The 24,958-nt window shown below is 69.3% G+C and carries 22 protein-coding genes and 1 pseudogene; 16 read left to right on the top strand and 7 right to left on the bottom strand.

The window, feature by feature from the left end; all coding sequences use genetic code 11:
- Positions 1 to 121: 121 nt before the first annotated feature.
- A pseudogene (gene gcvP / locus IPN47_05730) lies at positions 122 to 3,005 on the bottom strand (aminomethyl-transferring glycine dehydrogenase).
- A gap of 221 nt (positions 3,006 to 3,226) precedes the next feature.
- Between gcvP and IPN47_05725 the strand changes: the two are divergent.
- The 6 genes from IPN47_05725 to IPN47_05700 are packed head-to-tail and all read left to right on the top strand — an operon-like array spanning position 3,227 to position 9,673.
- Positions 3,227 to 4,021 (top strand): lipoate--protein ligase family protein, encoded by a 795-nt coding sequence (locus tag IPN47_05725; protein MBK9407542.1) that lies wholly within the window; start codon positions 3,227 to 3,229, stop codon positions 4,019 to 4,021.
- Between the two features lie 52 nt (positions 4,022 to 4,073).
- A complete protein-coding gene (locus IPN47_05720; GenBank protein MBK9407541.1) occupies positions 4,074 to 5,045 on the top strand; it encodes an ABC transporter permease in 972 nt (323 codons plus the stop codon).
- A complete protein-coding gene (locus tag IPN47_05715; GenBank protein MBK9407540.1) occupies positions 5,038 to 5,961 on the top strand; it encodes an ABC transporter permease in 924 nt (307 codons plus the stop codon). The genes IPN47_05720 and IPN47_05715 overlap by 8 nt, the downstream gene beginning before the upstream one ends.
- Positions 5,958 to 6,983, top strand: a complete 1,026-nt coding sequence (locus IPN47_05710) for an ABC transporter ATP-binding protein (protein ID MBK9407539.1) — start codon at positions 5,958 to 5,960, stop codon at positions 6,981 to 6,983. Before IPN47_05715 ends, IPN47_05710 begins: the two co-directional genes overlap by 4 nt.
- An 11-nt stretch (positions 6,984 to 6,994) precedes the next feature.
- Positions 6,995 to 8,095 carry an ATP-binding cassette domain-containing protein gene (locus IPN47_05705; GenBank protein MBK9407538.1) on the top strand — a complete coding sequence of 367 codons (1,101 nt, stop codon included), beginning with the start codon at positions 6,995 to 6,997 and terminating at the stop codon, positions 8,093 to 8,095.
- A 24-nt stretch (positions 8,096 to 8,119) separates the two neighbouring features.
- Positions 8,120 to 9,673: a peptide MFS transporter gene (locus IPN47_05700; GenBank protein MBK9407537.1), complete on the top strand. Its 1,554-nt coding sequence runs from the start codon at positions 8,120 to 8,122 to the stop codon at positions 9,671 to 9,673.
- Between the two features lie 158 nt (positions 9,674 to 9,831).
- Here the strand turns inward: IPN47_05700 and IPN47_05695 are convergent, their stop codons facing one another.
- The 4 genes from IPN47_05695 to IPN47_05680 all read right to left on the bottom strand — a co-directional run bounded on the left by IPN47_05695 (position 9,832) and on the right by IPN47_05680 (position 13,064).
- The gene (locus IPN47_05695; GenBank protein MBK9407536.1) at positions 9,832 to 10,788 is read right to left on the bottom strand and encodes a BamA/TamA family outer membrane protein; all 957 of its coding nucleotides are present in this window, start codon (positions 10,786 to 10,788) and stop codon (positions 9,832 to 9,834) included.
- Complete coding sequence (locus IPN47_05690; protein MBK9407535.1) at positions 10,680 to 11,438, bottom strand: hypothetical protein; 759 nt, start codon at positions 11,436 to 11,438, stop codon at positions 10,680 to 10,682. Before IPN47_05690 ends, IPN47_05695 begins: the two co-directional genes overlap by 109 nt.
- Before the next feature lie 123 nt (positions 11,439 to 11,561).
- On the bottom strand, positions 11,562 to 12,134 hold the full coding sequence (locus IPN47_05685) for a hypothetical protein (GenBank protein ID MBK9407534.1): 573 nt from the start codon (positions 12,132 to 12,134) through the stop codon (positions 11,562 to 11,564).
- Between the two features lie 204 nt (positions 12,135 to 12,338).
- Entirely contained in the window at positions 12,339 to 13,064 is a 726-nt protein-coding gene (locus IPN47_05680) for a hypothetical protein (protein ID MBK9407533.1), read from the bottom strand.
- A 132-nt stretch (positions 13,065 to 13,196) separates the two neighbouring features.
- Here IPN47_05680 and IPN47_05675 point away from each other — a divergent pair, with 132 nt between their 5' ends.
- The 4 genes from IPN47_05675 to IPN47_05660 all read left to right on the top strand — a co-directional run bounded on the left by IPN47_05675 (position 13,197) and on the right by IPN47_05660 (position 16,977).
- Complete coding sequence (locus IPN47_05675) at positions 13,197 to 14,252, top strand: glycosyltransferase family 4 protein (protein ID MBK9407532.1); 1,056 nt, start codon at positions 13,197 to 13,199, stop codon at positions 14,250 to 14,252.
- Between the two features lie 99 nt (positions 14,253 to 14,351).
- Positions 14,352 to 15,158, top strand: a complete 807-nt coding sequence (locus IPN47_05670) for a glycosyltransferase family 2 protein (protein ID MBK9407531.1) — start codon at positions 14,352 to 14,354, stop codon at positions 15,156 to 15,158.
- Complete coding sequence (locus IPN47_05665) at positions 15,158 to 15,979, top strand: DUF3108 domain-containing protein (protein MBK9407530.1); 822 nt, start codon at positions 15,158 to 15,160, stop codon at positions 15,977 to 15,979. Before IPN47_05670 ends, IPN47_05665 begins: the two co-directional genes overlap by 1 nt.
- 38 nt (positions 15,980 to 16,017) lie before the next feature.
- A complete protein-coding gene (locus tag IPN47_05660; protein ID MBK9407529.1) occupies positions 16,018 to 16,977 on the top strand; it encodes a hypothetical protein in 960 nt (319 codons plus the stop codon).
- 126 nt (positions 16,978 to 17,103) lie between these two features.
- Here IPN47_05660 and IPN47_05655 read toward each other — a convergent pair whose 3' ends face one another.
- Complete coding sequence (locus IPN47_05655) at positions 17,104 to 18,669, bottom strand: M28 family peptidase (GenBank protein MBK9407528.1); 1,566 nt, start codon at positions 18,667 to 18,669, stop codon at positions 17,104 to 17,106.
- 153 nt (positions 18,670 to 18,822) lie between these two features.
- On the bottom strand, positions 18,823 to 19,050 hold the full coding sequence (locus tag IPN47_05650) for a hypothetical protein (GenBank protein ID MBK9407527.1): 228 nt from the start codon (positions 19,048 to 19,050) through the stop codon (positions 18,823 to 18,825).
- 120 nt (positions 19,051 to 19,170) lie between these two features.
- On the opposite strand from IPN47_05650, the gene IPN47_05645 reads away from it, so the two are divergent.
- From IPN47_05645 to IPN47_05620, 6 genes are all read left to right on the top strand, one after another.
- A complete protein-coding gene (locus IPN47_05645; GenBank protein MBK9407526.1) occupies positions 19,171 to 19,653 on the top strand; it encodes an FAD-dependent oxidoreductase in 483 nt (160 codons plus the stop codon).
- Positions 19,602 to 20,261 (top strand): FAD-dependent oxidoreductase, encoded by a 660-nt coding sequence (locus tag IPN47_05640; protein MBK9407525.1) that lies wholly within the window; start codon positions 19,602 to 19,604, stop codon positions 20,259 to 20,261. Before IPN47_05645 ends, IPN47_05640 begins: the two co-directional genes overlap by 52 nt.
- Before the next feature lie 146 nt (positions 20,262 to 20,407).
- Positions 20,408 to 21,316, top strand: coding sequence for a lipoyl synthase (gene lipA, locus IPN47_05635; protein MBK9407524.1), 909 nt, complete (start codon positions 20,408 to 20,410; stop codon positions 21,314 to 21,316).
- A gap of 130 nt (positions 21,317 to 21,446) precedes the next feature.
- Positions 21,447 to 22,466, top strand: coding sequence for a pyruvate dehydrogenase (acetyl-transferring) E1 component subunit alpha (gene pdhA, locus IPN47_05630; protein ID MBK9407523.1), 1,020 nt, complete (start codon positions 21,447 to 21,449; stop codon positions 22,464 to 22,466).
- Positions 22,467 to 22,545: 79 nt separating this feature from the next.
- Entirely contained in the window at positions 22,546 to 23,529 is a 984-nt protein-coding gene (locus IPN47_05625; protein ID MBK9407522.1) for a pyruvate dehydrogenase complex E1 component subunit beta, read from the top strand.
- 78 nt (positions 23,530 to 23,607) lie between these two features.
- On the top strand, positions 23,608 to 24,912 hold the full coding sequence (locus IPN47_05620) for a pyruvate dehydrogenase complex dihydrolipoamide acetyltransferase (protein ID MBK9407521.1): 1,305 nt from the start codon (positions 23,608 to 23,610) through the stop codon (positions 24,910 to 24,912).
- The last annotated feature ends 46 nt before the right edge of the window (positions 24,913 to 24,958 follow it).

Genomic DNA, 24,958 nt, shown 5'->3' with positions numbered 1-24,958 from the left:
CGCGGAAGACGGGAAGTCGGGAAGACGAGTGAGGGCGGCGGGCCAGTCTTGGCCTCGCCGCCCTCTCCTTTGCTGCCACATTCGCGAACAACCCTAACGGTACATCGACTGCACCCGTCTTCTAGACATAGTCTTCGATGGGCGGGCACGAGCAGACGATATTGCGATCGCCGTACGCGTTGTCCACGCGGCTCACCGCGGGCCAGAACTTGCGCTCGCGGGTCCAGTCGGCGGGGAAGGCCGCCTTCTCGCGCGAGTAGCCCCGGCTCCACGTGTCGCTGATCACGACGTCCATGGTGTGCGGCGCGTGCTTCAGCGGATTGTCGGCGCGATCGAGGATCCCCTGCTCGATCTCGGTGATCTCCTCGCGAATGGCGATCATCGCATCGCAGAAGCGATCCAGCTCCGCCTTCGACTCCGACTCGGTCGGCTCGATCATCATCGTCCCGGCCACCGGGAACGACATCGTCGGCGCGTGGTAGCCGTAGTCCATCAACCGCTTGGCGATGTCCTCCACCTCGACGCCGCTCGTCCCCTTCACCACGCGCGTGTCGATGATGCACTCGTGCGCGACGCGCCCGTTCTCCCCCTTGTACAGCACGGGGTAGTGCGCCTCGAGGCGGTGCGCCATGTAGTTGGCGTTGAGAATGGCGATCTTGGTCGCCAAGGCGAGCCCTTCGCCCCCCATCATCTTGATGTAGACCCACGAGATGGGGAGGATCGACGCCGAACCCCAGGGAGCTGCCGAGACGGCGCCCAACGTGGCGCGGCCATCCTGGGCGACGATCGGGTGCCCGGGGAGGTGCGGTGCAAGGTGACTGGCCACACCGATCGGCCCCATCCCCGGACCACCGCCGCCGTGCGGGATGCAGAAGGTCTTGTGCAGGTTGAGGTGGCAGACGTCGGCACCGATGTCGCCGGGGCGCGCCACGCCAACCATGGCGTTCATGTTGGCGCCGTCCATGTAGACCTGCCCGCCGTGCGCGTGCACGATCTCGCAGACGGTCCTGATCCCGGTCTCGAAGACGCCGTGCGTCGACGGATACGTCACCATCAGCGCGGCCAACTTGGCCGAGTGCTCCTGGGCCTTGGCGCGCAGGTCGTCGAGGTCGATATCACCGTTCGGGGTGCTCTTGACCACCACGACGCGCATGCCGGCCATCGCAGCGCTGGCCGGGTTGGTCCCGTGCGCCGACTGCGGGATGAGGCAGACGTCGCGGTGCCCTTCCCCGCGCGACTCGTGGTAGGAGCGAATCGTGAGCAGCCCGGCGTACTCCCCCTGCCGATCCCGCGTTCGGTTGCAGCGACACCGCGTGGAAGCCGGTGATCTCGGCCAGGTCGGCCTCGAGCGTCGAGAAGAGCGCGTCGTAGCCGCGCCGCTGGTTGGCCGGAGCGAACGGATGCAGGCGCCCGAACTCGGTCCACGTGACCGGGAACATCTCGGCGGTGGCATTGAGCTTCATGGTGCACGACCCGAGCGCGATCATCGAGTGGCAGAGCGACAGGTCGCGCCCCTCGAGCTTGCGGATGTAGCGCAGCATTTCGTGCTCGGCGTGATAGCGCGAGAAGACGGGATGCGTGAGGAAGGGCGACGTGCGCTTGAAGCGTTCGTCGAAACGCGCGTCCACGTCGCGGTCGAGTGCATCGACCGTGGGCGGGACCGCGCCGTTGGCGAGGACGGCGAGCAGCTCCTGCACGTCGCCCGCGCCGACGGTCTCGTCGAGCGCGATCGTGACCGACGTCTCGCCGGCCGCGCGCAGGTTGATCCCGCGCTCGGCGGCAGCGCCCACGATAGCCTCGGCGGAGATCCCCGCCAGCTGCACCGTGATCGTATCGAAAAAGGTCTCGTGCGCGACCGAGTGCCCCAGGCGCTCGGCACCGAGGGCGAGGAGGGCGGCGTGGCGATGGATGCGCCTCGCGATGTGACGGAGTCCCTCGGGACCGTGCCACACCGCGTACATCCCGGCGATCACCGCCAGGAGCACCTGCGCAGTGCAGATGTTGCTCGTCGCCTTCTCACGCCGGATGTGCTGCTCGCGCGTGCCGAGCGCCATGCGAAGCGCCGGCTTCCCCTGCGCATCGCGCGACACGCCAATGATGCGCCCCGGCATGTTGCGCTTGAACTCGTCGCGTGTGCTGAAGAAAGCGGCGTGCGGGCCACCGAAGCCCATCGGCACGCCAAAGCGCTGCGAGTTGCCCACGCAGACGTCGGCCCCCCACTCGCCGGGCGGCACGAGCAGCGTCAGCGCCAGCAGGTCGGCGGCGGCGATGACCAGGGCGTCGGCGGCGTGCGCACGGTCGGCCACGTCGCGGTAGTCGACGATGGCACCGCTGCTCGTGGGATACTGCAGGAGGACGGCGAAGACTTCCCTCCCAAACGATGCCGTGCTGGCGTCGCCGGTCACGACCTGCCAGCCGCGCACCTTGGCGCGCGTGCGGACGATGTCGAGCGTCTGCGGCAGGCACCCGTTGTCGACGAAGACCGTCGTCTTCTCCGCCGCGGCCTTCGTGGCGTGGGCCAGCGCGACCGCCTCCGCGGCCGCCGTCCCTTCATCCAGCAGCGAGGCGTTGGCGATGGGGAGACCGGTGAGGTCGATCACCATCGTCTGGTAGTTCAGCAGCGCCTCGAGGCGTCCCTGCGCAATCTCGGCCTGGTACGGCGTGTACGCAGTGTACCAGCCGGGGTTCTCGAGGATGTTGCGCTGGATGACCGGGGGAACGAGCGTATCGTGGTAGCCGAGCCCGAGGTACGAACGGTAGACGCGATTCTGCTCGGCCATCCCGCGCAGTTCGGCGAGCACATCGTGCTCGGTGCGTCCCGGCCCGATGCTCAGCGTCCGGCGCAGCCGGATCTGTTCGGGGACGGTGGCATCGATGAACGCGTCGAGCGATTCGTAGCCCAGCGCATCGAGCATGGCATCGATATCGTGGGCCGACGGTCCGATATGCCGGCGAATGAAGGAGTCCGCGTCGAACGCGAACGTCGGCTTGCTGGTCGTGGTCATGGACACCCCAAGGGCGAGATCAGGGGCCCGCGATGCATCGTGCCGCGTGGCTCGACCGCGAGGGCGATCGTTGGCGTGGCGCCGTGGCGATCGACGGGCAGGCGCGGGGGGAAAACTAGTCGCCGGGGGGAGTGCCCGCGAATAGGACCGGGGTGCGGGATGCATCACCCGCGAGCGCCCCCCCCGGTCGGACCACCCGAGCCAGCGCTAGATTCGTCGCCATGCACGGGACCTCCTTCGTGGACAGGCGCTGGCGCCTCCTCCTCACGGCACCGCTCGACGGCGTGGAGAACATGGCGCTCGACGAGGCGCTCATGGCGCGCGCACGCGCCACCGGGGAAGGTGTGGTGCGCGTCTACTCGTGGAGCGCCCCCACGCTCTCGCTCGGGCGCAACCAACGCGCGCTCGGCGTCTACACCGCCGAGCGCGCGGCCGCCCGAGGGGTCCACGTCGTGCGTCGAGCCACCGGCGGGCGCGCGCTCCTGCATCACCGCGAGATCACCTACTCGGTCACCGCCCCTGCCCCGGCGCACGAATCGCTGGCTCAATCGTATCACGCGATCAACGGGCTCCTGCTGACCGCCCTGCACGCACTGGGCGTGGCGGCGCAGGTGGCCGAGCGCGCCGAGCGGTTGCCACCCCCCGCGAGCGCGCCCTGCTTCGAGCTCCCCGCCTCCGGCGAACTGATGGTCGACGGACGCAAGCTCGTGGGGAGTGCCCAGTACCGTGAGCAGGGGGCGATGCTGCAGCACGGCTCCGTGCTCGTCGAGGACGATCAGGCCCTCGTCGCGGAGCTCTCGGCCGTCCCGGTGGGGACGACGATGCCGGCCGCGACCTTGTTTGAGTCGTTGGGACGTGCGCCCTCCCCGCGCGACCTCGCCGACGAGTTGTTCGCCGCCGTGCGCGACGCATGGGACCCCACGGCAAGCGTCCTGGACGCCGGCGCCTGCGAGGGTGACGTGCTGCAGCTGGCGCGCGCACGCTTTTCCGACCACGCGTGGACGTGGCGACGGTGATCGTCGGCCCCGGCTCGCTCGTCAGGCATCGCCGCCGTACACTTGGGGGCGCATGATCCCCTTCCTCTTCCGCCGCCTGCTGCAGGGACTCGCGATCCTCTTCACGGTCGCGACGGTGACGTTTGCACTCATCCACGCCGCCCCGGGGGAGCCCTTTGCGGCGCAGCTCGAGGACGCCCGCTTCACCCCGGAGATGAGTGCCACCCTCCGTCGTCAGTACGGGCTCGATGCTCCGCTCACCACCCAGTACGCGCGCTTCCTCACCCAGCTCGTGCGCGGCGACCTGGGGAATTCGCTCTCGCAACATCAGCCGGTGCGAGCGATCCTCGCGCAGGCGCTCCCTCGCACGCTCGTGCTGATGTCGGCGGCGCTCGCGGCCGGCTTCGCGTTAGGCGTGGTGACCGGTGCGGCGCAGGCGGCGCGCGCCGGCACGCGCCTCGATCGGGTCGCCGGCCGCATCAGCGTCGCCCTCTCGGCGCTTCCCGACTTCTGGCTCGCCCTGGCGCTGATGCTCGTCTTCGCCATGCGCCTGCGCTGGTTCCCTGTGTCGGGGATGTTCGACCAGACCATGCACGAGTACATGTCGCCAATGGGCAAGTTGCGCGACGTGGCCTGGCACCTGGTGCTCCCGGCCACGACGCTCGCGCTGATCATCGGCGCCGTGGTCGCCCGACACCAGCGCCAGGCGCTCGTCGACATCCTCCCCGAGGACTTCGTCCGATCGGCGCGCGCCAAGGGCGTGCGAGAGCGCACCGTCGTGATGCGCCACGCGCTGCGAAACGCCCTCCTGCCTACCATCACGCTGCTCGGACTCGCCCTCCCCGCCCTGGTCGGCGGTGCGGTCATCATCGAGAACATCTTCGGGTGGCCGGGAATGGGGCGCGTGGCACTGGATGCCATCGCCGCACGTGACTATCCCGTGGTACTCGGGACCACGATGGTCGGGAGCCTCCTCGTCGTGCTTGGGAGCCTGTTCGCCGACCTGCTTTCGGCCGTCGTCGATCCACGCCTGCGCCGTGGCTGACACTCCCGTCGTCGCCTCGCTCGCGATTCCCTCGACGCCCGACAGCGCGCGGGCCCTTTCGTCGACGCCAGCCGGGCGTGTATTGCAGCTGATGTTCCGCGACGGAAGGGCGCGCATCGCGCTGCTCTTCCTCGTGCTGCTCGCGCTGGCCGCGATCGCCGCCCCATGGCTGTCGCCGCACGACCCCCTGAAGCCGCTCGACCCGGTCGCCCTCAAGTTCGCGCCACCGTCTCCCCTGCACTGGTTCGGCACCGACGAGTCGAGTCGCGATGTCTTCAGCCGCATGCTCCATGGCGCGCGCGTCTCGCTCGGCGTGGCCGCGCTCGCCGCTGCCCTTTCCTCGGGATTTGGGCTTCTGTACGGCGGCGCCGCCGGCTTTCTCGGCGGGCGGGTCGAGGGCGCGATGATGCGCGTTGTCGATGCCCTCCTGGCAATCCCGCGCATCCTCCTCCTCCTCACCATCCTCTCGCTCTGGCGCTCGGTCGAAGCCGATACGCTCGTCCTCATCCTCGGTGCCACGGGGTGGTTTGTCGTGGCCCGACTGGCACGCGCCGAGGCGGCGGCGCTGCGCGACCGCGACTTCGTCATCGCCGCGCGGGCGCTCGGCACCGGCCCGCTGCGCGTGTTCGTTAGGCACGTCCTGCCGCACGCGGCCGGGCCGGTGCTCGTGGCCACGACCATCGCCATCGGGCAGGTCATCGTGCTCGAGGCCGGGCTGTCGTACCTGGGCTATGGCATCCCCCGCCCCACCCCGACGTGGGGGAGCATCATTCGCGACGGACGGGAGACCATCGACACCAACTGGTGGCTCGCCTTCTTCCCCGGCCTCGCCCTCGTCGGCACCGCACTCGCCGTGAATACCCTCGCCGACCGCTTGCGCGTGGCGCTCAACCCGCGCCAGCTTCCCGCGCCATGACCGCGCCCCTCGCTCCGCTCCTCCGCATCGAGAACTTGCGCACCTACTTCCACACGCCCGCCGGCATCGCGCGGGCGGTGGACGGGGTGTCGTTCTCGATCGCCAAGGGAGAAACGGTCGGCGTCGTCGGCGAGTCGGGGTGTGGCAAGTCGGTCACCGCGTTGTCGCTCCTGCGCCTGATCGAGGCCCCCGGACGCATCGAGGACGGCAGTCACCTCTGGTTCGAGGGGCGCGACCTCATGACGCTGGGCACCGAGGAGATGCGCAAGGTGCGGGGCAACCGCATCGCCATGGTCTTCCAGGAGCCGATGACCGCGCTCAATCCGGTCTTCACCGTCGGTGACCAGATCGCCGAGGTGGCCCGCGTGCACCAGGGCGCTTCCCGCAAGGTCGCATGGGAGCGCGCGGTCGAGATGCTCTCGCTCGTTGGCATTCCGTCGCCGCGCGAGCGGGCGAGCAACTACCCGCACCAACTGTCTGGGGGGATGCGACAGCGCGTCCTCATCGCGATGGCGCTGGTCATGAACCCGGCACTCCTCATCGCCGACGAACCCACGACGGCGCTGGACGTCACCATCCAGGCGCAGATCCTCGAACTCCTGGCCAAGGTGCAACAGGACTTCGGGACCGCCATCCTCCTCATCACGCACGACCTCGGCGTCGTCGCCGAATCGGCGCAGCGTGTCGTGGTGATGTACGGCGGGCAGGTCGTGGAGGAGGCGCCGGTGCGCACGCTCTTCGCCGAGCCCGCGCACCCGTACACGCGCGGGCTCATGCAGGCCATGCCCCGCGTGGGCATGAACCGCGAGCGGCTGACGACGATCCCGGGAAGCGTGCCGCCGCCGACCGCGTGGCCGAGCGGCTGCCGCTTTCGCGATCGCTGCTCGCACGCCTGGAACCGCTGCGAGGTGGACGCCCCGGCGATGATCGCGGTCTCTGCCGGACACCAGGCGCGCTGCCACCTGGCGGAAGGGGATCGCGCGCCCGAGCCCACGCGCGTCCGCGCCGCGAGGCCCCTGTGAACGCCCCCGCGGTGAACGCCGCTGCAACGACCGGGGCCGGCACGCGGCCGCTCCTGGAGGTGCGCGACCTGCGCACCCACTTCGCGCAATCCACCGGGCTGTTCGGTCGGTCGCACGGCGTCGTGCGCGCCGTCGACGGCGTCTCCTTCGACGTCTTCCCGGGCGAGACGTTAGGCATCGTCGGCGAGTCGGGGTGCGGCAAGACGACGTTGGGGCGCACCATCCTCCGGCTGGTCGAACCGACGAGCGGCACGATTCGCTTCGACGGCACCGACCTGCTCGCCCTCAAGGGGAGCGCGCTGCGCGCGATGCGGCGCCACATCCAGATCATCTTCCAGGATCCCTTCTCCTCGTTGAACCCGCGCCTCACCATCGGCGCGACCATCAAGGAAGGGATCACGGTACACCGCCTGGCCGAGGGGGCCGAGGCCGACGCGCGCGTGCGCCGATTGCTCGAGGAGGTCGGGCTCCGCCCGGAGTACGCGGCGCGCTATCCGCACGAGTTCTCCGGCGGGCAACGCCAGCGCGTCGGCATCGCCCGCGCCCTCGCCGTCGAACCGCGGCTCATCGTCTGCGACGAGCCGGTGTCGGCGCTCGACGTCTCGGTGCAGGCGCAGGTGATCAACCTGCTGCAGGACCTGCAACGCGACCGCGGGCTGACCTACATCTTCATTGCGCACGACCTGTCGGTGGTCGAACACATGGCGTCGCGCGTCGCGGTGATGTACCTCGGCCACATCGTGGAGCTGGCCTCGGCGCGCGACATGTATCGCGAGCCGGTCATGCCGTACACGCAGGCGCTGCTCTCCGCCGTCCCCGTCCCCGACCCCACACGGTCGCGCCAGCGCATCGTCCTGTCGGGGGACGTGCCGTCGCCGGTGTCTCCTCCGTCGGGGTGCGTCTTCCATCCGCGGTGCCATCACCCCTCGCGCGACGAGGCGTGCGCACGACTCGTCCCCCCGCTCGAGACCAAGGGGACGGATCACCTGGCCGCGTGCATCAAGCAGCTCCCGACGACCGTCGACTGGACCGCGCAGCAGGGGGCCGGCGCGACGAAGCCGGCGGAGCGCTACCTCCCGCTCGCCGCCATCGGCACCAGGCTCGACTCCTGAACGTCCCCTCCACTTCCTCCGCACATGGCCACCGCCACCGCGTCCGGGTCCACCACGCCTAACGCCGACGACGCCGCACGTCGCCCGTTCACGAGCGACCGCAGCTTCTTCGGCCACCCGGGCGGGCTCGCCACGCTCTTCGCCACCGAGATGTGGGAGCGCTTCTCGTACTACGGGATTCGCCCGCTGCTCGTGCTCTTCATGACCGCCGCCCTCACCAGCGGCGGTTTCGGCTTCGATCGGGCGCAGGCCTCGGCCATCGTCGGGATCTACGCGGCGTCGGTCTACCTCGCCTCGCTCCCCGGCGGATGGGTCGCCGATCGGTGGCTCGGGCTGCAACGCTCCATCTGGTACGGCGGCATCTTCATCGCGCTCGGCCACCTGAGCATCGCGCTCTCCGCCCTGCTCGAGCAGAGCGCCTTCTTCCTCGGCCTCGTCCTCATCGTGGTCGGGACCGGCCTGCTCAAGCCCAACATCTCGGCGCTCGTCGGCGACCTGTATCCCGAGGGCGGGGCACGACGCGATGCCGGCTTCTCGATCTTCTACATGGGGATCAACACCGGCGCCTTCATCGCCCCGCTCATCACCGGTTACCTCGGCGAGCGCGTGGGCTGGCACTGGGGCTTCGGCGCCGCCGGCGTCGGCATGCTCGCCGGCGTCATCACGTACCGCGCGCGCATCGGCAAGACGCTGGGCCCGTTAGGCGTGTCACCGTCGTCGGGACCCGAGGAACAGCAACGCGTCAAGCGCTGGTCGCTGACCGCCCTCGCCGCCGTGTTCGGCATCGTCATCCTCGCCATGGTCGGGGTCATCCACATCAACCCGGTGGCAGTGGCCGAGCGCATGAGCCTCATCATGGCCACCATGGGGCTGGCCTACTTCGCCTACCTGTTCCTGTTCGCCGGCCTCACCGGCGACGAGAAGAAGCGCATGGCGGTGATCCTCGTCCTCTGCCTCGCCTCGATCGTCTTCTGGGCCGCGTTCGAACAGGCGCCGACCTCACTCAACCTGTTCGCCCGCGACTTCACCGACCGCAACGTCTTCGGCTGGGAGATGCCGACGCTCTGGCTGCAGTCGGCCAACTCGTTCTTCGTCATCACGCTCGCCCCCGTCTTCGGCGCGCTCTGGGTCGGGCTGGCCAAGCGCGGCATGGAACTCTCCAGCACCGCCAAGTTCGCCCTCGCGCTCGTCATCACGGCCGTCGGCTTCCTGATCATGGTGCAGGCGTCGAACCTCGTGATCGACGGCAACGGCACGGTGAAGATCTCCATGTGGTGGCTGACGGTGAGCTACCTGTTCCAGACCTTTGGGGAGCTGGCGCTGAGCCCCGTGGGGCTGAGCTCGATGACCAAGCTCGCGCCGCGCAAGTTCGTGGGGCAGATGATGGGGCTCTGGTTCCTCGCCACCGCGATGGGGAACCTCATCGCCGGCCTCGTCGGCGGCGAGGTCGATCCCGAGAAGCTGCAGCAGATGCCCGCCCTCTTCCAGCGCACCGCCACGTCGCTGTTCATCGCCTCGGCCGTGATGGCACTCCTCATCATCCCGATTCGCAAGATGCTGGCGACGACGAAGGACTAGAAGACGAGAAGACGAGAAGACGAGAAGACGAGAAGACGAGAAGACGAGACGAGCGAGGGCGGCGAACCATTTCCAGTTCGCCGCCCTCGTCATTTCTCGTCCTCCCGTCCTCCCGTCCTCCCGTCTTCCCGTCTTCCCGTCTTCCCCTAGTCCGCCCCTTACGGCCAGTTGAAGATGCTCTGCGGCAGCACCCGCTCGCGGATGCGTCGCACGTCGCCGGGCGAGTTGAAGAAGGCACGCGTCCGGTCCTCGTTCGTCAGGCGCACGCCCCAGCGCGAGCCGTCGCGGCGGTCGATGGGGACGGCGAGGTCGAGGCGCCACATGCGCTGCGAACGTGGGGGGACGGCGGCCATCAACGAGAGGCCCACCGACTGTCGGAATCCGCTGTTGAGGCCTAACGGGACGTCGCCGGCCCATACGCGTCCGAAGTCGGTGAAGACGCCCACGCCCGCGTCGGCCGTCCCCCGGAAGTTCCCGATGCGCCACCGCTCCTCGATCCGCGTGATCACCCGCCGCGCGCCGCCAAGCTCCACATCGTCGTAGCCGCGCAGCCCGCCGCGACGCGCCCCCAGGTCGAGCTGATAGGGGATGCGCGCACTCCACCCGCCCCCCCACGTGAGGTCCGCCGAGACGAGATGCCGCGGATGCGGCTTGAGGTACCACGCCAGGCGCCCACTCGTGAGCACGTCGTCCCACCCCTTGGTCTCCTGCGACTGCCGCCCCTCCACGTCCGCCTGCACCGCCGCGTACGAGCGTGTCCCCCCAACGCCGAAGTACAGGTTGGCACTCACGTACTTCTCGTTGCGCGCGATCCCGCGCGAGGCCGGCAGGCTGTGCCCCACCGTGAGGCCGAGTTGCGTGCCGATGCGAAGGTCCTGCGGCCCATTGAGCGCGTCGAAGCCGGTCACGCGCACGAATCGCACGCGCCGCAACCCCAGCAGCATGTTCACGCGCGCGCTGCGCGACGTCCGATACCGGCCGATCAGCGTCGACGTCGTGTCGGACGTCAGCCCCGAATCGGTGACGAGCACCGGCGCGGACGACGGCGAGTTGGCCTCGTACGAGAGCTGCGCCCCCAGGAGCCCGAGCAACCCCGAGCTACCCACGAGCAGCATCGCCCCCGCATCGGCGAAGCGGCGCTTGACCTCGAGCGACGAGGGCGTCCCCCCGGACGCAGGAAGCGCGCGTACTCGTCGATCTCGCCCCCGCTCACCCGCCACGCCGACTTCTGCACGTCGGTCAGGAAGGGATAGGCCACCTCGGCCTCCCAGTCGCCACCCAGCTCGCGTCGCGCGGCCGCGAGCTGCAACTGGTACGGCTTCCCGAAGAGCTGGTAGTTCGTGTAGCGCCCTGCATACCGGTCACGATAGAAGAAGCCGTCCCGCCAACTCGCCGACGCGAAGACCGCGTTCCCCAGCAGGTTCTGCGTGCCGACCGTGAGTCCGGTGAGAAAGGGCGCATCGTTCTCCAGCCCCACCGAGCCGATGAGCGACGGTTCGTCGACCGTCACTACCTCGACCCGCACGCCATCCATCCCGTCCCGGTAGGCCGTGACGTTGGCATCGGCGATGAACGGCATCGCGCGCAGGATACGCTCGCTCTCCGAGCGAAGCAGTGGGCTGCACCGCTCGCCCTTGCGCAGCAGGACGAAGTTGCGAATCACCGCCGGCGCCGTGGTCACGTGCATGCGCGTCACAAGCCGTCCCATCAACGGCGAGCGCGCGAAGACGCCGCCGAAACCGGGGGCCTGCGAGACGATCACCACCTCGGTGATCGTCTGCCCGTCACAGCGAACCTGCGTGCGTACCGGCCCCTGTGCCTGCAGCAGGGCCCCGGGGATGCTCGCGGCGAGGGTCGCCCGGCGGAGCGCTCGAAGGCGTGGCAGCAGCTAGAGCCCCATGCGCTTCTTGAGCTCGGCGAGGCGCGCATCCGCGTCCGCTTCGCTCGTCGCCCGGCGGCGTTCGCGATCCATCGCCCCCAGCTCCGACGCCAGCCCTGCCCCGCGGTCATCCAGTCCGAGTTCGGCATCGCTCGGTGGCGCGCTCCCCGGCCCACCCGCGCGCAGCCCCGATCCCACGCCGGCGCTCGCCGCCTTGAACTGTCCCTTCATTTCCTCGACTTCACGTTCGACCAGGGCGAGTTCACCCTCTTCGGCCTCGAGCTTCTTCTGGAGCAGCGCCACCCGCTCGAGATGATGCGCCTCGAACTTGGCAGCGACGGCCACCGTCTCCGCGTCGTTGATCCCCTCGGCCAGCGCCTTGCGACGGACGATCGTGTCGAGCTCGCGCTGCTCCGCGGCGAGACGCTTCCGCGTCACCTCCACCCCCTTCTGCAGGTCGTCCACCGCCATGCGCGCCTGCACCAGCGAGTCGCGCATCTGGCTGAGCATCCCGCGCCGTTCCTCGGGCGCGACGTTGCCGTTCAACAAATCGTGGAATGCCTGCCGGATCTCCTCGAACACGGAATCCTCGTCGGGGGGAAGTCGGGGGAAGTGAGACGGGAACGTTACCCCGCCAGCGCCGCAGACGGCAACTCGCCACGCATGCCCACGCGGAAGCGCGAGGGCGGTGACACCCGCGCTCCGCGTGCGAACACGAGACGGCAGACACTACGTACCCGCGCTCCGTCGGTTTTATCTCCCGTCTCCCGTCTCCCGTCCGCTCTCCTACGACACCCAGCGCGCCTCGTCGCGCACCTGCCGCATCAGCTTCGACGCCGTGTGATGGCGGGCGAAGAAGACCCCGTCGCTCACCCGGTTCAGGGCAAAGCGCAGGCGCCCGAAACGCTCCGCGGCGTGCTCGAACAGCGCCGTGACCCCGTGCTCCGACGCGAGGCGGTGCTCAGCAGCCAGCTGGTAGCCCCGACGCCCCATCTCGTCGAAGTACTCCAGATCGGGCCCGCCGCGACGGTGGCGGCGATGCTCGATATGATCGGGAAAGACCCCCGCGAGCCAGAGCGCGTAGTGCCCGAGATGCACGCGCACCAGGAAGGCGCGCGTCGGGTCGGCACTGTCCGCATCGGCCAGGAGCGAGGCCAGCGTGTCGTACACCTGGTCGTCGTACTCGCGGATGCGACGGGCGCGATCCTTGTCCCCGAATTGCAGCAGCACGCTCGCCACGAAGTCCGCCATCGTGCGGTCGTCCTCGCCCACCTCCCGCAGGGCGTGACGCACGACCACGTACACGAACAGGCGCGATGAGGCGTGCGCCGCCTGCGATTGCTCCAGCATCGCCGGGCGCAGACGCGGATCGTCGAGGATCGCGTCGATCCCCTCGTCGCGCAACGCGTGTTCCAGCCGATCGAGTTCGGCCGACGAGCCACGGGCCACGAGGCGCATCGCCAGCTGCGCATCCCCCCTCGTCAGGCACTGACGGACATTCGCGAGAATCATTCGGCAACCCTCCGACGTCACGTGGTCATACCCCGCGCATAGGAGTAGGTATCGGCGCAGCTTTTCGCCACACCACTCCGGAGGGGGGACGCGTTGCCATCCGTCCCGCCTCGCACGCACCTTTCCGGCGACATGTCCCTTCGCATCCTGCACGTCGACAGTGGGCGAGAGTGGCGCGGTGGCCAGCGGCAGGTGCTGCTGCTAACGCGCGGCCAACGTGACGCCGGTCACGAGCCCCTGGTCGTCGCCGCCAGCGACGCGCCGCTGCTGCATCGGCTGCGTAGCGCCGGCCTCGCGGCCAGTGGCGTGCGCATGCGCGCCGACTGGGACCTCGCCGCGGCGCGTCGCCTGCACGCCCTCATTCGCACCTGGCGACCGGACGTCGTGCACGCCCACGACGCACGCGCGCACGCCCTCGCCATGGGGGCGCTCATCGGCAAGCGCGACATCCCGCTCGTGGTCACCCGACGCGTCGCCTTCGTCCCCAAGGGACGGCTCAAGTATGGCGCGCGCGTCGCCCGCTTCATCGCCATCTCGCACGCGGTGCAGGACGCGCTGCAACTCGGCGGCGTCCCCGCCAGCCGCATCGACGTGGTGTACTCCGGCGTCCCCACCCCGCACGTCGACCTCGCGCGCGACTGGCGCGCCGAACGGGGGTGGGATGCCGAGACCATCCTGTGCGGCGTCGTGGGCGCCATGACCGCAGAGAAAGGGGTGCGACTCCTCGCCGGCATCGGCGAGCGACTCCCCCCCGCGCTGCGCCAGCGCGTGCGACTGGTCCTCCTGGGAGGTCAGGGGACCGGGACCGAGATGCTGGGTGGAGTCGAGGCCTTCCGCGCGGGATTCGTCGACGAGGTGCACCGGGCCATGGCCGGGCTCGATCTCCTCTGGCACCCGTCGAGCGCCGAAGGGCTCGGGACCGCCGTCATCGACGCCATGGCCCTCGGCGTCCCCCCTATCGTCTTCGCCGTCGGCGGGCTCCCCGAACTCATCACCCAGGATGAGACCGGCCTCCTTGTCCCCCCGGGCGACGTGGCCGCCTTCGCCACCGCCGTGACGCGCGCCACCGACGATCCCGCGTTGCGAGGGGCCATGGGGCGTGCCGGACCACGCCGCGCCGCCGACTTCAGCGTGGAGCGAATGGTCGACGGGACGGAGGCCACGTATCGTCGCGTCCTGGGTAGATGATCGGCTGAACCTCGCCACGGGTGTGTCACGGCAGCCGTCGCCCCCCTCCCCGACCGTCCGTACCACCGAACGACTCCGGACGGATGGTGTACAATCGCCGTGACCATCCGCCTAGCTTTCGGCGGACCTTCAACTCGCCCCCACGTGCTCTACATCTGCATCCCGACGTTCGACGAGGCCCCGACCATCGGTGTCCTCCTGTGGAAGATCCGCAAGGTCTTCCAGGAGTACTCCCGTGAGTATGAGATCCTCGTGTACAACGACGCGAGCACCGATGCCACCGCCGAGACGCTGGAGCCGTACCGCAAGGTGCTCCCGCTCACCGTGCTCGGGGGCGAGCGCCGCGTGGGCTACGCTGGCGCGCTCACCGCGCTCTGCCGCGACGCCTCGCAGCGCACGCGCTATGCGCGCCGCGACGCCGTGATCACGCTCCAGGGCGACTTCACCGACCAGCCGGAGCATATCCCCGAGCTGGTGAAGCGCTTCGAAGGCGGCGCCGACGTCGTGGTCGCCGAATCGGCCGATGCCGCGGAAAGCCCCAAGGCCGTTCGCCGGCTGCGCCGCTTTGCACCATGGGCGCTGCGTTGGTCGGTCAAGACGCCGGGGGTGAAGGACCCGTTCGGCTCCCTGCGCCTCTACCGTGTTTCGGTGCTGCGCGACGCCCTGCGCGCCGCCGGCGACGCGCCGTTCATCTCGGGTGAAGGGTGGGCCGCCAACGTCGATCTCCTCCTGGCCACCATCCCTCACGCGCGTCGCACCGAGACGGTGACGATGGAGCCGCGGTACGACCTTCGTCCGCGCGACACGCGCGTCAAGCCGCTCGCCGACGTGATGAACCTCTATCGCTTCGGCCGCAGCGCGCGTCATCGCGTCCCGCCGGTCGCCCCCCCGACACCGACCAGCTGATGCCCGGTGCCGTCGTGCGTCGCGTCCTGGCGGTGGGCGCAGTCGTCGCCCTCGTCCGGTCCGGCTCGGCGACGGCGCAGGCGTCCGGCGCCGGCGATCCCCCGCCGTCCCCCCCGTCGACCTTCGCGGCGGTTCCGTTCGGCGTGGGCGAGCGACTGGTCTATGACGTGAAGTTCGGCGCGCTCAAGGTGGGACAGGGGAGCATGGAAGTGCTCGACACGGTCGCGCTCCGCGGGCGCCCGGCGTGGCACACGCGGTTCCGCGTGCGCGGCGGCATCCCGTTCTATCGCGTCGACGACGTGCTCGAAAGCTGGATCGATCGCGCGTCGCTCAACTCGCTGCGCTTCGTGCAGGATTTCGACGAGGGCGGCAAGAACCGCGAGCGGCGCTATGAGATCTTCCCCGATCGTGCCGTCTTCCAGGAGAATGACAAAGCCGAAGAAACATCCGTCGGCAACCCGCTCGACGACGGCTCGTTCCTCTATTTCATTCGCACGATCCCCCTCGAAGTGGGGAAGACGTACGAGTTCAGTCGCTACTTCCGCCCCGATCGCAACCCGGTCATCGTGCGTGTCCTCGGCCGCGAGACGATCACCGTCCCGGCAGGGACGTTTCACACCCTGGTCATCCAGCCGATCATCAAGTCCAAGGGGATCTTCTCGGAGAACGGCCAGGCGCGCATCTGGCTCTCCGACGACTCCCGTCGCATCATGGTGCAGATGAAGTCGCGGACGAAGATCGGCTCCCTCAACCTGTACCTCCAATCGCACCGAGCGCCCCCCCTCCCCGCCCCGGCGAACCCGACGGACCAGCCACGTTAGGCGGCGCGCACGCTCCGGCGGCGCCGCCAGAGGCCGACCTGTCGCGCGTGCACACCGTCCCCGTCGCCCGGCGCCCCAACAAGGTCAGCTCGAACGAGTTCTCCCGCGCCCCGGGCGACGATCGCTCGTTCGCTGCCTTTCTCGACGCCCTCCCCGACATCCTCGTCGCGCGCGACCTCCGCCGCGTCGTCTCTGCCATCGTCCACGCCGCACGTACCCGGCGGGCCGTGGTCGTCATGCTCGGCGGCCACGTCGTGAAGACCGGGCTCGCCCCCGTCCTCATCGATCTCATGCGGCGTGGGGTGATCACCCACCTGGGGATGAACGGATCGGCCGCCATCCACGACTACGAGATGGCCCGCTTCGGCGCCACGTCGGAGGATGTCGCCGCCGGCCTCCGCGACGGGACCTTCGGCATGGCCGAAGAGACCGGACGCAGCCTCAATGAGGCCTTCGTGCAGGGGCAGCGCGAGGGATGGGGGATGGGGGAGTCGGTCGGGCGTCTGCTGCACGCCACCCCCGACCTCGCGCATCCCGAGCTCTCGGTGCTGTATGCCGCGCGCGCCCTCGGCGTCACCGCCACCGTGCACGCCGCGTTAGGCGCCGAGATCATCCACCAGCACCCCGCGGCCAGCGGCGCGGCCATCGGCGACACCAGTCACCGCGACTTTCGCCGGCTGGCCGGTGCACTCCCGGGGCTCCACGACGGAGGGGTCGTCCTCAACCTGGGGAGCGCAGTCATCATGCCCGAGGTCTTCCTCAAGGCGCTCACCATCGCCCGCAACCTCCACGACGGCCGCCCCACGCACTTCACCACCTGCGACCTCGACATGCACCGGCACTACCGCCCCCGCATGAACGTCGTGCAACGCCCCGTCCTCACCGGCGGCCAGGGATTCGAGATCACCGGCCATCACGAGATCATGGTGCCGCTGCTGGCGTGGGCGGTCGTGACCGAGATGGAGCGGAAGACGGGAAGACCCGAAGGCGAGACGTGACAGCAACAGCTGCGCTTCCGTCGCACCATGCAAGAGGCGGGAGCGCGACCCTCAGCGCCCCCGCCTCTCGTCTTCTCGTCTTCTCGTCTTCTCGTCTTCTCGTCTTCTCGTCTTTCCGTCTTCCGCCTACTGCGTCGCCGTAGGCTTCGGCCGCGTCGGCCGATCGCCTAACGCGAACCCGGCCCGGTACATCAGGTTCCCGATCCGCTCCATCTTCGGGTAGTTGATCAGCCCCGCCTCGTCCGTCACCTGGTGATACTGCGGGTGCAGCCCCGTGGTGAAGAAGACGATCGGGATCCCCTTGCGCGCGTAGTTGAAGTGGTCGCTGCGGAAGTAGATCCGCTCGGGGTGCGTCGTCGTGTCCCACTCGCGGTTGAACGCGAACGGACGCGCGGTCGTCGCGTTCACCGAGTCGATCACCGCGCCCAGCGTCGCACTCTGCCCGTTCGGCGCGGCCCCCGGCCCCACGATGTAGAGCGAGTCGTCGCCGTTGCGCCCCACCATGTCGGCGTTGAGCTGTGCGACGATCGAGTCGAGCGGCACGGTCGGCGACGTGGTGAAGACGTCCGAACCGAAGAGCCCCTTCTCCTCCCCCACGTGCCACACGAACAGGAGCGAGCGCTTCGGCTTGGGCCCCTGGGCGAAGGCACGGGCCAACGACAGCTGCAACACGCTCCCCGAACCGTCGTCGTCCGCACCGTTGGCGATCGAGTCGCCGTTCACCGCCGGCTGGATCCCGATGTGATCGTAGTGCGCCCCGTACGCCACGTACGTGTTGCGCAGCGCCGGGTCGGTCCCGCGCACGATCCCCACCACGTTGTAGCCGTTGAAGTCCTCGGAGCGCTGCCGCACCGACGCGGTGAGCCGGGTCCCGGCCAGCACCGTCGACTGATCCGCCGACGGCCACCCCGCCGGCACCAGCGGAGAGCCGCTCGTCAGCCGCCCGACCGCCACCATCGGAAGCGGGCGCGCGGCGTTCGCCGGCGCAGGACCGCGCGCCAGCTCGACCTGTCGGTCGGAGAACTGCCCCGACGCGAGCTCGAACAGCGAATCGGAGAGCAGGAGGACGATCGCCGCCGGCCCCCGCCCGATCGCGCCACCCAAGCGCGAGAAGAGCGCATCGGGATTCTCCAGCGCCTTCCGCTTGGCCGCATCGACGCCAGGCGGAATCGCCCCGGCGATGACCACGACCTTCCCCTTCACATCGAGCCCCTTGTAGTCATCTCGCCCCAACGCCGGGTCAATAAGCCCGTAGCTGGCGAACACCACCTCGGCGTCCGTCGAGAGCTTGGGGAGCGGCGCCCCCGGACCCAGCGCCGTCAGCATCAGGAGGTCGCGCCCCAGTCGCCACGAGGTGCGCCCAGAGGGGGTCGTCACGACGATCGAATCGGCGGCCAGCGCGGTACGGCGCATCGGCACGCGGTGGAAGTACCCGCTGTCACCCGCCGGCTCGAGCCCCAGTGTGGCCAGGCGTCGCGCAATCCACGCCGCCGCCCGATCGGCATCCGGCGTCCCCGTCTCCCGCCCGCGAAACGAGTCGGCCGCAAACGCGAACAGGTCCGAACGCAACTCCGCCGCGTTAGGTTCGATGCTCGTCGGCGCCGGTGCCGCCGCAACACCCGGTGCCCCAGCCTTGCACGCGCCCATCCACACCAGCGCCGACAGCGTCAACGTACCACGAAGCTTCCGCATCTCTGAAATCGAATGGAGTGAGTACCCGCGACGGAACGTCCGCCCAAACAACAGGGCCGATCCGAAGGACCGGCCCGAGAAACTACCGAGACCTGCGCGCTCCCGCTGCGCCGCTGCTGTGCTCCCGCTGCGCCCCTGTGCGCGCTCGTCGCCCTAGACCGACGACGCCCCCGACCAACGCTCCCGCAGTCGACGCGCCGTGTCCGGACTGACGACGCGAATCACCAGGTAGATGAGCGCACCGAAGATCGCGATCTTCACGGCGAGCGCTAGCAGGCCGATGAGCAGCCCGAAGAACACGCCGAAGACTCCGAAGAAGAGCTTGAGCAGGAACAGCCCGCCGATGGCGAACAGCCCGATCATGAAAATGGTGCGAAGCATGGGTGACGACTCCAATTCGAGGACTGCCGACCGTACGCCCGCGGCTCGGTCGAAGTTTCACGCTGGGCGCGCCACGCATCGGTGCGCCAGAACCGCCTGCAATCTCGCGAGGAACCGCGCATGACGTCCAGTGAAATTCTCGACGTAGTCGTCCTCGGCGATGGCTTGGTCGGACTGGCCTGCGCGCGCGCCTGCGCATCCCGCGGCTTCAAGACGACCATCGTCGGCCGACGTCGCGCCGGACTCGGCTCGGCTGCCGCCGCCGGCTTCCTCGCCCCGACCATCGACCCCGTGCGCCCCGCGCGCTCCCGTTCACCCTCGCGGCGCGCGCGCGCTATCCCTCGTTCCTCGAGGAGCTGCAGGCGACCACAGGTCGGAGCATCCCGTTCGCACTCGACGGCATCTTGCGCGTCCCCGCCACCGATCGGGAGGCCGCCGCGCTGGCCGCCAGCACCGACACCATGTCGACCTGGCTCTCGGCAGGAGATGTCGCCCAGTTGGAGCCGGCGCTGCACGCCCCGCTGGGCGCGCGCCTGCATCAGGACGACGGGATGGTCGATAACCAGCGACTCCTCCTGGCGCTCGACGAAGCCGTGGCGTTAGGCGCGCTCCCGCGTGTCGACGCCGAGGCCCGGCGCATCGAGCTCGTGGGAAACATGGTGGCGATCGAGCTCGAGGGGGGACGTCGGTTGCGGGCTCGGTGCGTCGTCGTGGCAACCGGGGCCTGGGCCCCGCTCCTCCACGGCACACCGCGGACGATCCCGGTGCGCCCCCTGCGCGGACAGATGATGGCGCTGGCCGGTGCCCCGCTCTCCCGCCCCGTCTTCGGCTTCGGCGGCTACCTCGTCCCTCGCCCCGCCGACCGACAGGTTTTCGTGGGCAGCACCTCCGAGGCCGTGGGATACGAGGTCGGGACGACAGACGCCGCCCTCAACGGCTTTCGCGACGTCGCTGGACACCTGGTCCCCGCCCTGGCCCGCGCCGACGAGGTCCGGACCTGGTCGGGCTTCCGCCCGATGACCTTCGACGGGCTCCCGATCGTCGGTCCCGATCCGGAGTATCCGGCCTTGATCTACGCCTGCGGCCACTCGCGAAACGGTATCCTGCTCGCCCCGCTCACGGGCGACGTCGTCGCCTCGCTGGTGGCAGGCGACGAGATCGCGCACGACCTCTCCCCCTTCTCGATCAACCGTTTTCCGCCCGGAATCTGAGTCCGACCGTAACCTTCTCAAATCTCCAGATCGGTTACGGGTGCTTGGCTCCGGAGAGCACCGAGGGGTAGATTGCCGCACCGATGCGGGGTGGGGGTGCCATCGTCCTGATGTCACTCCCGCGCCGGCGGACCAGCGAGCTGCGAATGTCGGATACGCTGTACCAGATCATGGGACGTCACCGCGCCGAGCCCTTGCCCGAGCGCAAGCCGTCGTGGCTCAAGGTGAAGGCGCCGGGGGGCGAGAACTACGTGCGCCTCAAGGGGCTCATGAAGGAGCTCAACCTCCACACCGTCTGCGAGGAAGCGCACTGTCCCAACGTCGGCGAATGCTGGCAGCACGGGACGGCGACCTTCATGATCCTGGGCGATGTCTGCACGCGGAACTGCGGTTACTGCGCCGTCTCGCACGGGCGTCCTCCCAAGTACGACGTCGACGAACCCAATCGCGTGGGGGCGGCGATCGCCGAGATGCAGCTGCAGCACGCGGTGATCACCTCGGTCGACCGTGACGACCTCCCCGACTTCGGCGCCTACATCTTCGCCGAGACGATCCGGCAGATCCACCAGCGCCTCCCGGGGTGTTCGGTCGAGGTGCTCGTCCCCGACTTCCAGGGAAACGAGGACGCCATCCGCACGGTCCTCGAGGCCGGCCCGGAGATCTACAACCACAATACCGAAACCGTCCCGCGCCTGTACAAGCGCGCCCGCCCCGGCGGCCGCTACGAGCGTGTGATGCAGATCTTTCGTTTCGCCAAGCAGGTGGCACCGCAGATCCCCACCAAGACCGGGGTGATCGTGGGGCTGGGGGAGACGAAGGAGGAACTGGTCGCCGTCATGCACGACCTGCGCGCGGTCGACGTCGACATCCTCACGATGGGGCAGTACCTCAGGCCGTCGGACGGACACCTCCCGCTCGACCGATACTATACCCCTGAGGAGTTCCGCGAGCTGCGCACGATCGGGATGCAACTCGGCTTCAAGCACGTCGAGGCCGCCCCACTCGTGCGCTCGAGCTACCACGCCTGGGAGCAGGTGCAAGCCGCCGGCGTGTAGAACAGGACCGATCACCGGGACGCGGGTGCCGCTAGGGCGCCCGCGAGCTTCCCAGGAGACCACCCTCCGAGCGCGCCAGAGCGTGCGCCACGGTTACCGGATGCCGTCACTGGCACCCGCCCACTCGACCATGGCGAAGAAAAAGACCGACCTCAAGGCCGACAGCACGTTCGGCGAGACCGACGCGCCCACGCGCGCCGCCCTGCTCCACTCCATGCTCCTGCAGCGCCGCTTCGAGGAGCGCTGCGCCGAGGCCTACGCGTTAGGCAAGATCGGCGGCTTCTGCCACCTCTACATCGGGCAGGAAGCCTGCGGCACGGGGGCCATCACGCAGCTGCGCCCGGACGATTACGTCATCACGACGTACCGCGACCACGGACAGGCGCTGGCACGCGGCATCACCCCGCGCGCCGTCATGGCCGAGCTCTTCGGCCGCAGCGATGGCTGCGCCCGCGGCAAGGGGGGCTCCATGCACCTCTTCGACCGCAACACCAACTTCCTCGGCGGCCACGGGATCGTCGGCGGGCACGTCCCCATCGCCACCGGCGTGGGCTTCGCCATCAAGTACCGCGGCACCGACCAGGTCATCCTCTGCTTCATGGGCGAGTCGGTGGTCAACACCGGCGCCTTCCATGAGGCGCTGAACATGGCTGCGCTCTGGAAGCTCCCGGTGGTCTACATCATCGAGAACAACCGCTACGGCATGGGGACAGCGCTCGAGCGCGCGTCGGCCATCCACGACATCTACCAGCGCGGCGCTGCGTACGACATGCCGCGTGCGCAGGTGGACGGACAGGACGTTCTCGCCGTCCGCGCCGCGGTCGCCGAGGCGGTGCACCGCGCCCGGACGCAGTCCACGCCGACGCTCCTCGAGGTGCGCACCTACCGGTTCATGGGGCACTCGATGTCCGACGCGGTCAGCGGGACGTACCGCTCGAAGCAGGAGTTGGAGGAGTACATGAAGCGCGACCCGATCCACGTCCTGCGCGCCCACATGGAAGCGTTAGGCGAGATCGACGACGCGGGGATGGAGAAGCTCGACGCCGAGGTGAAGGCGATCGTGCAGGACTCGTGGGACTTCGCCGATGCGAGCCCCGAGCCGGCGGTCGAGAGCCTGTGGGAGGACGTGCTGGTGGAGACCACGACATGACGACGACCTCTCGCCCCTGCGACCGCCGCGCCCGTCCCCTCTCGTCTCCCGTCTCCCGTCTCCAGTCTCCCTTCTCGTCATGCCGATAATTACCTACCGCGACGCCCTCAATCACGCCCTCCGCGAGGAGATGCAGCGTGACGACCGCGTCTTCCTCATGGGCGAGGAAGTCGCCGTGTACCAGGGCGCGTACAAGGTGTCGAAGGGATTGCTGCAGGAGTTCGGCGAGATGCGCGTCGTCGACACGCCCATCACCGAACTGGGCTTCGCCGGCGTCGGCGTCGGCGCCGCCATGGCGGGGTTGCGCCCGGTCATCGAGTTCATGACCTGGAACTTCGCCCTGCTCGCGCTCGACCAGGTGGTCAACGCGGCCGCCAAGATGCTCTACATGTCCGGCGGGCAGTACCCCATGCCGATGGTCTTCCGCGGCCCGAACGGGGCGGCGTTGCAGCTGTCGGCGCAGCACTCGCAGGCCTGGGAATCGTGGCTCGCCCACATCCCGGGACTCAAGGTCATCACGCCCGGCACGCCGTACGACGCCAAGGGACTGCTCAAGGCCGCCATCCGCGACGACAACCCCGTCGTCCTGCTCGAAGGCGAAATGCTCTACAACACCAAGGGCGAGGTCCCCGACGAGGACTACATCGTCCCGATCGGCAAGGCCGAGGTGAAGCGCGAGGGGGACCACTGCTCGCTCATCACCCACGGCAAGTCGGTCCTGACATCGTTGCAGGTGGCGGACGCCCTGGCCAAGGAAGGCATCCGTGTCGAGGTCGTCGACCTCCGCACCATCCGCCCCATGGACGTCGAGACCATCGCCGCATCGGTACGCAAGACCAACCGCGCCGTCGTCCTCGAGGAAGGGTGGGAAGTCTGTGGTGTCGGCGCGCAGGTGGTCGACTACGTGCAGCGCCACTGCTTCGACCACCTGGACGCCCCGATCCTCCGCGTGCACCAGGAGGACGTCCCGATGCCGTACGCCAAGAACCTCGAGCGCGCCGCCAAGCCCGACGTGGCCAAGACCATCGCGGCCATCAAGCAGGTGATGTATGTGGGGACCTGAGTCACCAATCGCCCGCCCGACTAGCGCGGCGCAGCCGCGCACTCCCGCCTCCCGTCTCCCGTCTCCCGTCTAGCGCTCATGGCTACCAAAGTCTTCATGGAGGCCCTTTCTCCCACGATGGAGGAAGGACGCCTGGTCAAGTGGCTCAAGAATGAGGGCGACGTCGTCAAGAACGGCGAGACCCTGGCCGAAGTCGAGACCGACAAGGCGATCATGGAACTCGTCGCCCGAGGCGACGGCGTCCTGCGCCGTCGACTCATCGCCGAAGGAGCCACCACCGCCGTCGGCACCCTGATCGGCGTCGTGGCCCCAGCGGACGAGAACATCGACGCCCTGGTCGCCGGCTCCGGCACCCCCGCGCCCGCCGCACCGGTCGCGTCGCCGCCAGCCGCAACCCCGGCGCCCGCGCCAACCGCCGCCGCCCCTGCGCCGGCACCGGTGCAGGCCGCGCCATCGGCCCCGCCAGCCGCACCGGCACCCGCCGCCGCACCGGCCAACGATGCGAGCCTGCGCTCGTCGCCGCTCGCCCGCCGGCTCGCCGCCGACCACGGCATCGCGTTAGGCGCCCTCCACGGCTCCGGCCCCGGCGGTCGTATCATCAAGCGCGACGTCGAAGCCGCCGCCAGCAGCACGACGCCGCCCTCGGCAGCGCCGAGCGCCGCCACTCCCGTCTCCCGTGTCCCCTCTCCCCTCTCCGGCGAGCAGTACCGGGACGTCCCCCTCACCCAGATTCGCAAGACGATCGCCCGCCGACTCGCGGAGTCGATCGGCCCGGTCCCCACGTTCTACCTCACCGCCGAACTGGACATGGAGCGCGTCGCCGAGATGCGCGCCGCGATGGCCGAGCTGGGTGATGCGTACAAGGTTTCGTTCAACGACATCGTCATCAAGGCAGTCGCCACCGCGCTGGCGCAGCACCCCGAGTGCAACGCTCACTGGCAGGGCGACTCGATTCGCTACTGGAACCGCGTGCACCTCGGGATGGCCGTCGCCATCGAGGACGGGCTCATCACCCCGGTGATCTTCGACGCCCACAGCAAGGGGTTGAGCCAGATCGCCGCCGAGTCGCGCGACCTCGCCAAGCGGGCCCGCGAGCGAAAGCTCAAGCCCGAGGAATACACCGGGTCGACCTTCTCGATCTCCAACCTCGGGATGTTCGGGATCGATCAATTCACCGCCATCATCAACCCGCCCGAAGCCGGGATCCTCGCCGTCGGCGGCATCGAGGCCAAGGCGGTCGTGGTGGGCGGGGACGTTCAGGTCCGTCGGCGCATGCGCGTCACCATGAGCTGCGACCATCGCGTGATCGATGGCGCGGCAGGCGCCAGGTTCCTCCAGACGCTCCGCCGCCTCGTGGAGAATCCCCTCCTGCTGGTCTACTAGGCAGGCACCTCCCCGTGAGCCGCCACCTGTGACGCACGTCACGCAC

The organism is Gemmatimonadota bacterium (assembly GCA_016719105.1).
Taxonomy (GTDB): domain Bacteria; phylum Gemmatimonadota; class Gemmatimonadetes; order Gemmatimonadales; family Gemmatimonadaceae; genus SCN-70-22.
Note: the sequence above shows the minus strand (reverse complement) of the source record. Positions and strands in the feature narration are given on the sequence as shown.